This window comes from Nonomuraea sp. NPDC003709, assembly GCF_040610775.1.
Taxonomy (GTDB): Bacteria; Actinomycetota; Actinomycetes; order Streptosporangiales; family Streptosporangiaceae; genus Nonomuraea; species Nonomuraea angiospora_A.
In genome coordinates this window covers 148,798-162,827 of the sequence record NZ_JBEXMW010000002.1, presented here as the reverse complement: position 1 = coordinate 162,827, position 14,030 = coordinate 148,798, and the positions used below count along the sequence as shown (strand labels likewise).

At 71.0% G+C, this 14,030-nt stretch carries 13 protein-coding genes; all 13 read right to left on the bottom strand.

All coding sequences use genetic code 11. From position 1 onward, the window contains the following. Positions 1-86: 86 nt before the first annotated feature. Positions 87-410: a hypothetical protein gene (locus ABZX61_RS05230; protein ID WP_350729099.1), complete on the bottom strand. Its 324-nt coding sequence runs from the start codon at positions 408-410 to the stop codon at positions 87-89. A gap of 180 nt (positions 411-590) precedes the next feature. Beyond that, a complete protein-coding gene (coaBC, locus tag ABZX61_RS05225) occupies positions 591-1,898 on the bottom strand; it encodes a bifunctional phosphopantothenoylcysteine decarboxylase/phosphopantothenate--cysteine ligase CoaBC (RefSeq protein ID WP_355191674.1) in 1,308 nt (435 codons plus the stop codon). An 8-nt stretch (positions 1,899-1,906) separates the two neighbouring features. Beyond that, on the bottom strand, positions 1,907-2,176 hold the full coding sequence (gene rpoZ / locus ABZX61_RS05220) for a DNA-directed RNA polymerase subunit omega (RefSeq protein ID WP_043638590.1): 270 nt from the start codon (positions 2,174-2,176) through the stop codon (positions 1,907-1,909). Between the two features lie 5 nt (positions 2,177-2,181). Continuing rightward, positions 2,182-2,775 carry a guanylate kinase gene (gmk, locus tag ABZX61_RS05215; RefSeq protein ID WP_185072975.1) on the bottom strand — a complete coding sequence of 198 codons (594 nt, stop codon included), beginning with the start codon at positions 2,773-2,775 and terminating at the stop codon, positions 2,182-2,184. Between the two features lie 116 nt (positions 2,776-2,891). Then, on the bottom strand, positions 2,892-3,215 hold the full coding sequence (mihF, locus tag ABZX61_RS05210) for an integration host factor, actinobacterial type (protein ID WP_020541698.1): 324 nt from the start codon (positions 3,213-3,215) through the stop codon (positions 2,892-2,894). A 910-nt stretch (positions 3,216-4,125) separates the two neighbouring features. Further along, a complete protein-coding gene (gene pyrF, locus ABZX61_RS05205) occupies positions 4,126-4,821 on the bottom strand; it encodes an orotidine-5'-phosphate decarboxylase (RefSeq protein WP_350729227.1) in 696 nt (231 codons plus the stop codon). Positions 4,822-4,870: 49 nt separating this feature from the next. After that, the gene (locus ABZX61_RS05200; RefSeq protein ID WP_355191671.1) at positions 4,871-5,848 is read right to left on the bottom strand and encodes a dihydroorotate dehydrogenase; all 978 of its coding nucleotides are present in this window, start codon (positions 5,846-5,848) and stop codon (positions 4,871-4,873) included. Beyond that, positions 5,838-6,704 (bottom strand): dihydroorotate dehydrogenase electron transfer subunit, encoded by an 867-nt coding sequence (locus tag ABZX61_RS05195; protein ID WP_355192689.1) that lies wholly within the window; start codon positions 6,702-6,704, stop codon positions 5,838-5,840. The genes ABZX61_RS05200 and ABZX61_RS05195 overlap by 11 nt, the downstream gene beginning before the upstream one ends. Positions 6,705-6,727: 23 nt before the next feature. Further along, positions 6,728-10,015, bottom strand: a complete 3,288-nt coding sequence (carB, locus tag ABZX61_RS05190) for a carbamoyl-phosphate synthase large subunit (RefSeq protein ID WP_355191669.1) — start codon at positions 10,013-10,015, stop codon at positions 6,728-6,730. Further along, on the bottom strand, positions 10,002-11,108 hold the full coding sequence (gene carA, locus ABZX61_RS05185) for a glutamine-hydrolyzing carbamoyl-phosphate synthase small subunit (RefSeq protein ID WP_355191667.1): 1,107 nt from the start codon (positions 11,106-11,108) through the stop codon (positions 10,002-10,004). The genes carB and carA overlap by 14 nt, the downstream gene beginning before the upstream one ends. Then, complete coding sequence (locus tag ABZX61_RS05180; RefSeq protein ID WP_350729085.1) at positions 11,105-12,391, bottom strand: dihydroorotase; 1,287 nt, start codon at positions 12,389-12,391, stop codon at positions 11,105-11,107. Before ABZX61_RS05180 ends, carA begins: the two co-directional genes overlap by 4 nt. Next, positions 12,388-13,305 (bottom strand): aspartate carbamoyltransferase catalytic subunit, encoded by a 918-nt coding sequence (locus tag ABZX61_RS05175; RefSeq protein WP_350729083.1) that lies wholly within the window; start codon positions 13,303-13,305, stop codon positions 12,388-12,390. Before ABZX61_RS05175 ends, ABZX61_RS05180 begins: the two co-directional genes overlap by 4 nt. After that, positions 13,302-13,847: a bifunctional pyr operon transcriptional regulator/uracil phosphoribosyltransferase PyrR gene (pyrR, locus tag ABZX61_RS05170; protein ID WP_185072969.1), complete on the bottom strand. Its 546-nt coding sequence runs from the start codon at positions 13,845-13,847 to the stop codon at positions 13,302-13,304. Before pyrR ends, ABZX61_RS05175 begins: the two co-directional genes overlap by 4 nt. Positions 13,848-14,030 lie beyond the last annotated feature (183 nt).

Here is a 14,030-nt window from a genome sequence, read left to right as displayed (position 1 = left end):
CCGGGACGCATGGGCATACCTGGGCCTCGCCGAAGTCTAGCCCCACCCGGCGCCAGGGCGCGAAACCGTCCACGCTCCCGTTTCCGTCACAGCTCGGGCAGGGGGTCGGGCGGCAGGGTCTCCGGCGCGAAGATCTCCGCGTCGGCGGCCGCCACCACCGCGGCGTACTCCTCATCGAACTCGAACACCATGGAGTCCAGCTCGATGACCGGTCCAGGCAGGATGGGGCCGAGCCTGGTGTGTCGCGGGAACTCCGCGAACACCGCGACCGGCCGATCGCTCCTGAGCGTCCTGGTGGCCAGCACCGATATCGAGGAAGCGGTGACCACGATCAGGAAATTCCCCGTCCCGCCCGGTCCCGCCGACACCGCCGGAAAGACGTAGCGGATCTCCCCCTGGTCGCCGAGCAATGTTCTACAACGGTCTCTGACAGCAGAACCCACCGGCATTCCATCCCCCTTCGCCCCAAGTATCCGCAGGCGATAGGGGTGGAGCAATAGGTGATCGGGTAATCGCTCTTGCACGATTCGAACGGTCCAACGCCGGGTACGAGCACCGGATACGCACATCCCGGAAGGGGCGGGGCCACGCTAGGGAAGGCGGGCCGCCACGAGGTCCCACACGACGTCGGCGAGGGCCTCCTTGGGCCCGAACGGCACCTCGACCGGGTCGCCGCCCGCCACCAGCACGGTGGCCGCGTTGTCGGGCGTGCCGAACGCCAGCCCCTCCCCCACCTGGTTGACGACCAGCAGGTCGCACCCCTTGCGGGCGAGTTTGGCCTGACCGTTGGCGAGCACGTCGTGCGTCTCGGCGGCGAACCCGACGATCACCTCGGGGTAGGCCCCACGCTCCCGGCGCGGCACGACACCACCCGGCTCAAGCCCGGCGACGACAGGATCCGGATCCGCGGCGGCCGGGAGGGGCTGGGCCGCGGCTGCGGGGCGCGTGTGCGCGGCGCGGGCCTCGCGGCGGAGGGTGCCGAGCTCGGCGAGGATGTCGGGATTCTTGGCCAGGAAGATCGGCTCCGGCTCGCCGTCCGTCTTCTTGATCTTCGCCTCGTGCCGCGTGGCGGGCCGGAAGTCGGCCACCGCGGCGGCCATGACCACCGCGTCGGCGTCGGCCGCGGCGGCGAGCACCGCATCGCGCAGCTCGGACGCCGACTCCACCCGTACGACCTTGGCCCCGGCGGGGTCGGGCAGCGTGACATTGGCCGCCACCAGCGTCACCTCGGCCCCCCGGGCGACGGCCGTGCGCGCCAGCGCGTAGCCCTGCCGCCCCGAGGAGCGGTTGCCGAGGTAGCGGACCGGGTCGATCGCCTCCCGCGTGCCTCCGGCGGAGACGACGACCTTGCGCCCGGCCAGGTCGCGGGGCCGGCCGCGCAGCACCCGCAGGCAGACCTCGAAGATCTCCGCGGGGTCGGGCAGGCGCCCGGGGCCGGTGTCGGCGCCGGTGAGGCGCCCGACGGCGGGGTCGATCACGACGGCGCCCCGCTCGCGCAGCGTCTCGACGTTGGCGCGGGTGGCGGGGTGCTGCCACATCTCGGTGTGCATCGCGGGCGCGAACACGACCGGACAGGTGGCCGTCAGCAGCGTGTTGGTGAGCAGGTCGCCGGCCAGCCCGTGGGCCGCCCTGGCGAGCACGTCGGCGGTCGCGGGCGCCACCACGACGAGATCGGCCTGCTTGCCGATCCGCACGTGGGGCACCTCGTGAACGTCGTCCCAGACCTCGGCGGACACGGGGTTGCCGGACAGGGCGGCCCAGGTGGGCGCGCCCACGAACTTCAGCGCCTCGCGGGTCGGCACGACCCGCACCTCGTGCCCCGACTCGGTGAACAGGCGCAGCAGCTCGCACGCCTTGTACGCGGCGATGCCGCCGCTGACGCCCAGGACGACCTTCATCGAAGGAGTCAGACCGCGCCTTCGATGGGCTCGGCGTTGAGCAGGCCCTCGGAGACCTCGCGCAGCGCGATGGACAGCGGCTTTTCCTGCGCGTGCGTCTCGACCAGCGGGCCGACGTACTCCAGCAGGCCCTCGCCGAGCTGGGAGTAGTAAGCGTTGATCTGGCGGGCGCGCTTGGCGCCCATGATCACCAGGGAGTATTTGCTGTCGACGATGTCGAGCAGCGCGTCGATCGGCGGGTTGGTGATGCCCTCCGCGGCCGGGGTGGTGCCTGCCACGATTGTCAGACCTCTCGGTTGGTGGTTGTCGTGACCCCCTGAGGGTCAGTCATCAAGGCTATCAGCCGGCGGCACACGTCTTGGACGCTTGTGTTCACGAGTGTCAAGTCGAACTCCTGCTCCGCGGCCATCTCGACCCGCCCCGCCTCCAGGCGGCGCGCGATGACGTCCTCGGGCTCGGTGCCACGGCCACGCAGCCGCTTCTCCAGCTCCTCCCAGGTGGGCGGGGCCAGGAACACCAGCAGGGCCTCGGGCATGCTCCTGCGCACCTGCCTGGCGCCTTCGAGGTCGATCTCGAGCAGGGTGGGGACCCCGTCGGCGAGCTTCTTCAGCACCGGCTCGCGCGGCGTGCCGTAGCGGTTTCCCGCGAACTCCGCCCACTCGAGCAGCTCCCCGGCCGTCACCAGCCGGTCGAACTCCTCGCCGTCGACGAAGTAGTAGTGGACCCCGTTCACCTCACCGGGACGGGGCCTCCTGGTGGTCACCGAGACCGACAGCCACACCGCTGGGTGTGCCCGCCGGAGCTCGGCGACGACCGTGGACTTTCCGACGCCCGACGGCCCTGAAAGGACCGTCAGCCGCCGTTCGCTCAAGGGCAAGAATCCGACCTCCGCGCCGGGCCCGAATGCCTCGTAGGCACTGACTTCGCCGGACCAGGACCTGTCGGTCACTTTCCTACCCCCCGTTGAACCTGCGCTTTCTTGTGGAACAGAGATTAGCTCTCGTTGCCACCGAACTCGCGCTCGAGGGAGGCCCTCTGGTTCGCGCCGAGACCCCGCACGCGGCGGGACTCGGCGATGGCAAGCCGCTCCATGAGCTGCTTGGCGCGGACCTTGCCGACGCCAGGGAGCGATTCCAACAGAGCCGACACCTTCATCTTGCCGATGACGTCGTCGGTCTGCCCATCCTTGAGCACCTCAGCCAGAGAAACCGCGCCATGCTTGAGCCGGTTCTTGACCTCGGCACGCTCTTTACGGGCCTTGGCAGCCTTCTCCAGGGCTGCGGCGCGCTGCTCAGGGGTCAGTGGAGGAAGAGCCACGCCGGGTCACCTCGAATTTCTGTCGATGTACTCGGACGGGAAGGGAAACTAGCTGGTCATCGCCCCCTAAGCAACGTCAAGCGCCGTTTCTCTCCTCACAAAATCCACTTCATCACTCTGCGTGATCGTAAAATCACATTGTGCTGATCAAATCGCCCTCACTTCCCGGTTCGCGCGTCGGCCCGCGACGGTGTCGCGAAACGCAACGATGATCGCATTCCAGCCACCCACCGATGTCCGAAATCCCGCCCAGACCAGGGCCGAAACCCATTCCGAAGATCGCGTGCGCAGGCCCCGCGGATGCATTACGATCTTGCCAGGCGCCCCGGCACGGCATGATCCACAATCCCCGCCGCCCACCCCACGGACGGCACCCCGCGCCAAGGGACCCACCACCCGGATCCGAGCCCGCGGATCACCCACCCACCGCGCCACGCGATCACCCGCGTCGCGCACCCGGCCGCGCCACGTCGAGCACCGTGACGGCGAGCCTGAAGGGCGATCGGCCCCCAGGCGGGGCTGGGATGCTGGCGGGCGATCGACTACCGGCCGGGGCGGAGAGGCCGGGCTGGGCCAAGCTGAGAGGCTGGGCTAAGGGACCGGTCGCCCACCCGATCGGGGCGATCGCTCAGGCGGGCGGAACGGCAGGCGTCGGCCGGCTGAGGGGGCCGGCTAGCTGAGGGTGCGGGCGCGATGGGCCGGCGATTCGCCACGGAGCCGGTCAAGAGTGCGCGTCGTCACGGCGACCGGCCCGTGAGCCTTCACGACCGGCCATGACAGACGGCCACGGGCGTCGGCGCGTGCGGCCCACCATGCGCAGCCGTAAAGGATGGGCTTGAAGATCGGCGCGCGGCCCACCGTGCGCAGCCGTAAAAGATGGGCTTGAACGGCGCGCAGCCGCAGAAGTGGGTTAAGAGGCGCGGCGGAGAGAAGAGGCTATGGCGGCGGCGGCTGCGCCCGGGTCGGGGGAGGCGGTGATGGGGCGGCCGATGACGAGGAGGTCGGCGCCGTCGGCGAGGGCCTGTTCGGGCGTGGCGACCCGCGCCTGGTCCTGCGTGTCGGCCCCCGCGGGCCGCACCCCCGGCGTGATGAGCGTGATCCCCTCCCCCACCTCCGCCCGCACCGCGGACACCTCGTTGGGCGAGCACACCAGCCCCTTGGCGCCCGACTCCACCGACAGGGCGGCCAGGCGGCGCACGGCGTCGTCGGCGGGCCCCTCGAGCCCGATGCGCGCCAGGTCGGCCTCCGACAGCGAGGTGAGGATCGTCACCGCGGCGATCTGGGTCTGCGGGTCGGCGGCCTCCACGGCGGCGCGGATCATGGCGGGGCCCCCGGCGGCGTGCACGGTGAGGATGGCCGGGCGCAGCCGGGAGACGGCGCGGGAGGCGCCGGCGACGGTGTTGGGGATGTCGTGGAGCTTGAGGTCGAGGAACACCTGCACGCCGCTGGCTCCCCGCACCGAGGCGATCACGTCGGGGCCGTAGCGGAGGTAGAGCTCCAGGCCCACCTTGACCGTGCTGACGTGCGGCGTCACCAGGGCCGCCCACTGGGCGGCGGTCTCCAGGTCCGGGGCGTCCAGGGCGACGGCGATGGGCGCGGGAGTCAGGAGCGGGGCGGGACTCAAGACGAACTCTCCTCGATACGGCAGCTGATGATCATGATGTGCTCTCTTCGGAGTCGACGAGCAGGTGGCGGGGGGCGCTCCCCGGCGGGCGGTGGGCGAGGCCGACGGCGTCGGCCAGGCGCTGGAAACCGCGGGCCCTCAGAAGGTCCTCAAGCTCGCGTTCGATGCGCAGGCAGGCGTAGGGGTCGTGGAACAGCGCCGTGCCCACTCCGACCACACAGGCGCCCGCCAGGACCAGCTGGAAGGCGTCCCTGCCGCTCATCACGCCACCGATGCCGATGAGGGGCACCCCGGGCAGGGCGGCGTGGACCTGCCACACGCACCGTACGGCGAGCGGCAGGATCGCGGGCCCCGACAGCCCTCCGGTCACGGCGGCGAGCGAGGGCCGCAGCGCCTCGGTGTCGATGGCCATGCCCAGCGGGTTGTTGATCATGGACAGCGCGTCGGCCCCCGCGTCCACGCAGGCCCGCGCGACCGACACGATGTCGGCGACGTCGGGGGCCAGCTTGGCCACGACCGGCACGTCGTAGCGCATGATCGAGCGGACCGAGGCGATCACCTCGGCCGCGGCGCTGCCCTCGCGGGCGAAGACGCGGCCGCGGTCCTCCATGTTCGGGCAGGAGAGATTGACCTCGAGAGCGGTGACCCCGGGCGCGTCGGCGAGCCTGCGGGCCAGCTCGGAGTATTCGGCGACGGTGCCGCCGCCGATCGAGACGATGGTCTTGATGCCCCGCTGCGCGAGCCAGGGCAGCTCGCGCTCCAGGAACGCGTCGATGCCCGGCCCCTGCAGGCCGACCGCGTTGAGCATGCCCGAGGGCGTCTCGGCCATGCGCGGCGTGGGCCGCCCGGCGCGCGGGGCCATGGTGATCGAGCGGGTGGTCAGCGCCCCGAGCCGGTGCAGGTCGAAGAACTGGGCCAGCTCCCGCCCGGACGCGGCGCATCCGGCGGCCGTGGTGATCGGGTTCGCGAGCTCCACATGCGCCAGAAATGTCCGCATATCAACTGACATGTCGTGCACCGCCTCCGGGGGCGCCGAGCGCGTCGAACGGGATCGTTCCCACGTCCTCGAAGCGCACCCGCTCCCCCCGGAACACCGGTCCTTCCGCGCATGCCCGCACCATCCTGGTCACCCCGTCATCCCCGATGACGGGCAGCACGCACGTCATGCACACCCCGATGCCGCAGGCCATCGACTCCTCGACGGCCACCTGCACCGGGATGTCGAACTCCATCGACACCGCCGTCACGGCCCGCAGCGTCTCCATCGGAGCGCAGGCGTAGACCGCGTCGGCCCGCGTGTCGGCGATCACCGAGGGTAGCGCGTCGGTGACCTTGCCGCGAAGCCCGAGCGAGCCGTCCTCGGTGGTCAGCGTGGTGGTCTCGGCGATGCGGCGGGCCCGCATGGCACCGAACACCCGCTCGGCCCCGGCCCCGCCCAGCACGAAGTCGACCCGGCAGCCCCGCGCCAACAGCGCGTCGGCCAGCGGGAACAGCAACGCGGAGCCGTACTCGGCGCCGACCAGCACGCAGTGCACCGGGTCGCGCGGCAGCGGAAAGGGCCGGCCGAGCGGCCCGACCAGGTCGAGCGTGTCGCGGGCGCGCCGCTCGGCCAGCCAGGCCGTGCCGGGGCCACGGGCGGTGAAGACCAGCTCGACCGTGCCGCCGTAGTCGGACTTGACGTCATGGATGGACAGCGCGCGGCGCGTCACCATCGACGTCTGGCCCCCGCCGACCGCGACAGAGACGAAGTGACCGGGGCGGTAGCGCTCGGCTATGCCGGGCGCCACCACCGTCAGCGCATGGTAGGCGTCGACCCGGCGCGTGGTCAGCACCGTGCCCGTCACCTGCACCGGAGTGCCGGCCAGTCGTCTTCACCTCCCGTGCGGGGTCAGCCCCGGAGTGCCTGTGCGTGCTCCTGGAGCGACCGTACGCCGACATCGCCGCGCACGATCGCCTGGATGCCCGCCGCCGCCGCGGCGAGCCCTGAGACCGTGGTGATGCACGGGATGCCGCGCAGCACCGCGGCGGTGCGGATCTCGTAGCCGTCGAGCCGCGGCCCCGACTGCCCGGGGCTGCCGAACGGCGTGTTGACGATCAGGTCGACCTCGCCGTCGAGAATGGCCTGCACGCTCGTGCGCTCACCTCCGGGACCGGGACCCTCGCTCTGCTTGCGCACGATCTTGGCATGGACGCCGTTGCGGCGCAGCACCTCGGCGGTCCCCTCGGTGGCCAGGATCTCGAATCCGAGATCCGCGAGCGCCTTCACAGGGAAGATCATGGCACGCTTGTCCCGGTTGGCCACCGACACGAACGCGCGTCCCTTGGTCGGCAGCTCGCCGTAGGCGCCCGCCTGGGACTTGGCGTACGCGATCCCGAAGAACTCGTCGATGCCCATGACCTCGCCCGTGGAGCGCATCTCGGGCCCCAGCACGATGTCCACGCCCCGGAAGCGGTTGAACGGCAGCACCGCCTCCTTGACCGCGATCGAGGCGTCCAGCGGCAGCGTCCCGCCGTCGCCGGTCGCGGGCAGCATGCCCTCCTCGCGCAGCGAGGCGATCGACGCGCCGAGCATCACCCGGGCCGCCGCCTTGGCCAGCGGCGCCGCCGTGGCCTTGGACACGAACGGCACGGTGCGGCTGGCCCGCGGGTTGGCCTCCAGGACGTAGAGGACGCCGGCCGACATCGCGTACTGGACGTTCAGCAGCCCGCGCACGCCCACCCCGGCGGCGATGGCCTCGGTGGCGGCGCGGATGCGCTTGATGTCGTGGCTGCCGAGCGTGATGGGCGGCAGCGCGCACGCCGAGTCGCCGGAGTGGATCCCGGCCTCCTCGATGTGCTCCATGACACCGCCGAGATAGAGCTCCGAGCCGTCGTAGAGGGCGTCGACGTCGATCTCGATGGCCTCGTCCAGGAACTTGTCCACCAGCACCGGATGGCCGCCCTCCTGGGCCGCCATGTACGTCGTCAGCGTCTCGTCGTCGTACACGATGGCCATGCCGGCGCCGCCGAGCACGTAGGACGGCCGGACGAGCACGGGGTAGCCGATCTCCTCGGCGATCTCCCGGGCCTCGGCGACGGTGAGCGCGGTGCCGTGCTTGGGCGCGGGCAGCCCCGCCTCGGCCAGCACCCGCCCGAACGCGCCGCGCTCCTCGGCCAGGTGGATCGACTCCGGCGAGGTGCCGACCACGGGCACGCCCGCGTCCTTGAGCGCCTGCGCCAGCCCCAGCGGCGTCTGGCCGCCGAGCTGCACGATCACGCCCGCGACCGGGCCGGTCTGCTGCTCGGCGTGGACGACCTCCAGCACGTCCTCCAGGGTGAGCGGCTCGAAGTAGAGCCGGTCGGAGGTGTCGTAGTCGGTCGAAACGGTCTCCGGGTTGCAGTTGACCATGACGGTCTCGAACCCGGCCCTGGACAGCTCGAACGAGGCGTGCACGCACGCGTAGTCGAACTCGATGCCCTGCCCGATGCGGTTGGGCCCGGAGCCGAGGATGATGACCTTCTCGCGCTCGCCGTAGGGGACCTCGTTCTCCTCGTCGTAGGTGGAGTAGAGGTACGGCGTCTTCGCGGCGAACTCGGCGGCGCAGGTGTCGACGGTGTTGTAGACCGGGCGCAGCCCCAGCGCGTGGCGCAGGTCGCGGACCCGGGCCTCGTCGATGCCGCGGATCTCGCCGATCTGCGCGTCGCTGAACCCGTGCCGCTTGGCCCGCTCGAGCACCTCGGAGGTCAGCTCGGCGGCGGCGGCGACCTCCCCGGCCTCCTCGTGGAGCAGGAAGAGCTGGTCGACGAACCACGGGTCGACGCTGGTCGCCTCGAACACCTCCTCGGGCGTGGCGCCCGCCCTGATGGCCTGCTGCATCGTGCGCAGCCGCCCGTCGTGCGGGGTGCGGCAGCGCTCGAGCAGCTCGGCCTTGTCGCCGCTCTCGCCTGCCCAGGTGAAGGCGGACTCCTTCTTCTCCAGCGACCGCAGCGCCTTCTGCAGCGCCTCGGGGAAGGAGCGGCCGATGGCCATGGCCTCGCCCACGGACTTCATGTGCGTGGTGAGCGTCTGGTCGGCGCCCTTGAACTTCTCGAACGCGAACCTCGGCACCTTCACCACGATGTAGTCGAGCGTCGGCTCGAAGGAGGCCGGGGTCTCCTTGGTGATGTCGTTGGGGATCTCGTCGAGGGTGTAGCCGATGGCCAGCTTGGCCGCGATCTTCGCGATCGGGAACCCGGTGGCCTTGGAGGCCAGGGCGCTCGATCGGGACACGCGCGGGTTCATCTCGATGACGATCATGCGGCCGGTGCGCGGGTCGACCGCGAACTGGATGTTGCAGCCGCCGGTGTCGACGCCGACCTCGCGGATGACGGCGATGGCGACGTCGCGCATGTTCTGGTATTCGCGGTCGGTCAGGGTCAGCGCGGGCGCGACGGTGACGCTGTCGCCGGTGTGGACGCCCATCGGGTCGATGTTCTCGATGGAGCAGACGATGACGACGTTGTCGTGCTTGTCGCGCATGACCTCCAGCTCGTACTCCTTCCAGCCGAGGATCGACTCCTCCAGGAGCACCTCGGTGGTCGGAGAGGCGTCGAGCCCGGCGCCGCCGATGCGGCGCAGGTCGGTCTCGTCGTAGGCGAAGCCGGAGCCGGCCCCGCCCATGGTGAACGACGGCCTGACCACGACCGGGTAGCCCAGCTCGCCCGCGGCGGCCAGGCACTCCTCCATCGTGTGGCAGATGGCCGACCTGGCCGACTCGGCGTTGAGCCCGCGCTCGCGGGCGACCTTGGCGACGATCTCCTTGAACCGCTCGCGGTTCTCCCCCGCCTGGATCGCGTCGAAGTCGGCGCCGATCAGCTCGACGCCGTACTTCTCCAGCACGCCCGACTCGTGCAGCGCGACCGCGGTGTTGAGCGCGGTCTGCCCGCCCAGGGTCGGCAGCAGCGCGTCGGGCCGCTCCTTGGCGATGATCTTCTCGACGAACTCGGGGGTGATCGGCTCGACGTACGTGGCGTCGGCGAACTCGGGGTCCGTCATGATCGTCGCCGGGTTGCTGTTGACCAGGACGACGCGGAACCCCTCGGCCCGCAGCACGCGGCACGCCTGGGTGCCGGAGTAGTCGAACTCGCACGCCTGGCCGATCACGATCGGCCCCGAGCCGATCACCAGGACGGACCTGATGTCCTCACGCTTGGGCACGGCTCATGACCTCACAGAACTCGTCGAAAAGGTAGGCGGCGTCGTGGGGGCCCGCGGCGGCCTCCGGGTGGTACTGGACGCTGAAGGCCCGCCCGTCGAGCAGGCGCAGCCCCTCCACGCAGCGGTCGTTGAGGTTGACGTGGCTGACCTCGGCCTGACCGTACGGGGTCTCGAACGGCGCGTCGAGCGGTGCCCGCACGGCGAACCCGTGGTTGTGCGCCGAGATCTCGACCTTGCCGGTGCGCACGTCCTGGACGGGCTGGTTGACGCCCCGGTGCCCGTAACGCAGCTTGTAGGTGGAAAGGCCCAGGGCCCGCCCGAAGAGCTGGTTGCCGAAGCAGATCCCGAAGAACGGGACCCTGGCCTCCAGGACCCCCCGCAGCGCGCTCACGTCCGCCGTGGCGGGGTCGCCGGGCCCGTTGGAGAAGAAGACCCCGTCCGGCTCGACCGCCATGATCTGCTCGTACGTGGCCGTCGCGGACAGCACGTGCACCTCGCAGCCGCGCTCGGCCATCCGGTGCGGCGTCATGCCCTTGATGCCGAGGTCGACGGCCGCGACCGTGAACCTCTTCTCGCCGATCGCCGGCACGACGTACGGCTCGTCGGTGGCCACCTCGGCGGCCAGGTCGGCGCCCTCCATGCGGGGCGACTGCCGCACGCGCTCGACCAGCTCCTCGACCGGCACGGTGGGCGCGGTGAAGATGCCGGCGCGCATGGCGCCGCGCTCGCGCAGATGGCGGGTGAGCGCGCGGGTGCCGGAGATGGCGATCCCGACGACGCCCTGCTCCTTGAGGTAGTCGTCGAGCGAGCGGTTGGCCCGCCAGTTGGAGACGACCCTGGACGGCTCGCGCACGACGTAGCCGGCGACCCAGACGCGCCCGGACTCGGGGTCCTCGTCGTTGACGCCGGTGTTGCCGATGTGGGGCGCCGTCATGGCGACGATCTGCCGATGGTAGGACGGATCCGTGAGGGTCTCCTGGTAGCCGGTCATGCCGGTGTTGAAGACCATCTCGCCGAACGTCTCGCCCTCGGCGCCGTACGGACGTCCCTGGAAGACGCGGCCGTCTTCCAGGACGAGCACCGATGTGTTCAAACCAGCTTCCCTTCGAGAACGGTCGCCCTGCCGCGCAGGAACGTGGCCACCACCCGGCCGGGCAGCGTCATCCCCTCGTACGGGGTGTTCCTGCTCTTCGACGCGAATGCGGACGGATCCACCTCGGTGCGCACGGACGGGTCGTACAGCGTGATGTTGGCCGGGGCGCCCACTTCCAGCGGCTGCCCCTGGCCGCCGAGCCGGCCGATGCGGGCCGGGACGGCGGACATGCGCTGGGCGACGCCCGCCCAGTCGAGCAGCCCGGTCTCGACCATGGCCTCCTGGACCACGCTGAGCGCCGTCTCCAGGCCCACCATGCCCATGGCCGCGGCCGACCACTCGGTCTCCTTGTCCTCGACCGGATGGGGGGCGTGGTCGGTGGCGACGATGTCGATCGTGCCGTCGGCCAGCGCGGCCCGCAGCGCCTCGACGTCCGCGCGGGTGCGCAGCGGCGGGTTGACCTTGTAGATCGGGTTGTAGGCGCCCACCGGGGACTCCTCGACCAGGTCGTCGGTGAGCAGGAGGTGGTGCGGGGTGACCTCGCAGGTGACGTTCCAGCCCTTGGACTTGGCCCAGCGGATGATCTCGACCGAGCCGGCCGTGGAGACGTGGCAGATGTGCAGCCTGGAACCGACGTGGGCGGCCAGGAGGCAGTCGCGGGCGATGATCGCCTCTTCGGCGACCGCGGGCCAGCCGGTCAGGCCGAGCCTGCCGGAGATCACACCCTCGTTCATCTGGGCCCCGGAGGTGAGCCTGGGCTCCTGGGCGTGCTGGGCGATGACGCCGTCGAACGCCTTGACGTACTCCAGGGCACGGCGCATCAGCACGGCGTCGTCCACGCACTTGCCGTCGTCGGAGAAGACCCGCACGCGGGCGGCCGAGTCGGCCATCGCGCCCAGCTCGGCGAGCTGCTTGCCCTCCAGGCCGACGGTGACGGCGCCGACGGGGTGGACGTCGCAGTGCGCGAACTCGCGCCCGAGCCGCCACACCTGCTCGACGACCCCCGCGGTGTCGGCGACCGGCGAGGTGTTGGCCATGGCGTGCACTGCGGTGTAACCGCCCCGGGCGGCCGACTGGGTGCCGGTCTGCACGGTCTCGGCGTCCTCGCGGCCGGGCTCGCGCAGGTGGGTGTGCAGGTCCACGAGGCCGGGCAGCGCGATCGCGCCGCCGCCGTCGACGGTCTCGGGCCCCTCCAGGCCCGGCCCGATCTCGGCGATCATCCCGTCGGCGACGCGGATGTCGACGGGCTCGCCACCCAGAATCCTGACATTGCGAATAATCACGCGCTCTCTCCCCCCAGCAGCAGGTACAGCACCGCCATGCGAATGGTCACACCGTTGGCGACCTGCTCGACGATCGTGGAGCGCGCCGAGTCGGCCACCTCCGCGGCGATCTCCATGCCCCGGTTCATCGGCCCGGGGTGCATCACGATGGCGTCTTCGGGCATCTTGGCGAACCGGTCCCGGTCCAGGCCGTACCGGCGTGAGTACTCCCGCTCGCTGGGGAAGTAGGCGGCGTTCATCCGCTCCTTCTGCACCCGCAGCATCATCACCACGTCCGACTTCGGCAGCACCGCGTCCAGGTCGTAGGAGACCTCGCACGGCCAGGAGCCGACGGAGACGGGCAGCAGCGTCGGCGGCGCCACCAGCGTGACGTCGGCGCCGAGCGTGTCGAGCAGCAGCACGTTGGAGCGGGCGACCCGGCTGTGCAGCACGTCGCCGACGATCGTGACCTTGCGCCCTTCGAGGCTGCCCAGACGGCGGCGCATCGAGAAGGCGTCGAGCAGCGCCTGCGTGGGGTGCTCGTGGGTGCCGTCGCCGGCGTTGACGACGCTGCCGCGCACCCAGTTGGCCAGGCGGTGCGGCGCGCCGGAGGCGCCGTGGCGGATGACGACCGCGTCGGCGCCCATGGCCTCGAGGGTGAGCGCGGTGTCCTTGAGCGACTCGCCCTTGGACACGCTCGACCCCTTGGCCGAGAAGTTGATCACGTCGGCGGACAGCCGCTTGGCCGCCGCCTCGAACGAGATGCGCGTGCGGGTGGAGTCCTCGAAGAACAGGTTGACCACGGTGCGCCCGCGCAGCGTGGGCAGCTTCTTGATGGAACGTTCCGAGACCCTCGCCAGCTCCTCGGCGGTGTCGAGGATGAGGAGCGCGTCGTCCTTGGTGAGGTCGCCCGCGGAGATCAGGTGGCGGTTCACTTGGCGTCCCCCTTCATGAGGAGCACGGCGTCGCGGCCGTCGATCTCCTGCAGGTAGACCTTGACCTTCTCGCTCTTGGCCGTCGGGAGGTTCTTGCCGACGTAGTCGGCGCGGATGGGCAGCTCGCGGTGGCCGCGGTCGACCAGCGTGGCCAGCTGCACCGCGGTGGGCCGGCCGAGGTCGTTGAGCGCGTCGAGCGCGGCGCGCACGGTGCGGCCGGAGTAGAGGACGTCGTCCACGAGCACGACGACCCTGCCGTCGATGCCGTCCGGCGGCAGCTCGGTGCGGCCGAGCGGCCTGGCGGGCTTGAGCCGCAGGTCGTCGCGGTACATCGTGATGTCGATGGAGCCGACCGGGATCTTGACGCCTTCGAACTGCTCGATGCGGTCGCCGAGCCTGCGGGCCAGCGTGGCGCCGCGGGTCGGGATGCCGAGGAGCACGACGTCGTCGGCGCCCTTGGTGCGCTCGAGGATCTCGTGCGCTATGCGGGTAAGGGCCCGGTGGATGTCAGGGGCCTCGAGGACAGCCCTGGAATCGGACATGGCGAATCTCACCACCTTTCCCGCCTCACGGGACGGGTCTTAAAAGGGTGTTGGTCGGCACACACAGTACCAGGGGCTACCAGGAACAACGCGAGAGGGCTCCCGTGGCGTCACGAAGCTTCATCGGGGTACGGATGGCGTACCGGCTTCCTCGGGGAGACGCTGATACTGCCCGGGGAAGCC

Excerpts from the sequence above, each read along its gene's own strand:
- pyrR (WP_185072969.1), bottom strand. The coding sequence starts at position 13,847 with ATGTCCGATTCCAGGGCTGTCCTCGAGGCCCCTGACATCCACCGGGCC.
- ABZX61_RS05200 (WP_355191671.1), bottom strand. The coding sequence starts at position 5,848 with ATGTCAGTTGATATGCGGACATTTCTGGCGCATGTGGAGCTCGCGAAC.
- coaBC (WP_355191674.1), bottom strand. The coding sequence starts at position 1,898 with ATGAAGGTCGTCCTGGGCGTCAGCGGCGGCATCGCCGCGTACAAGGCG.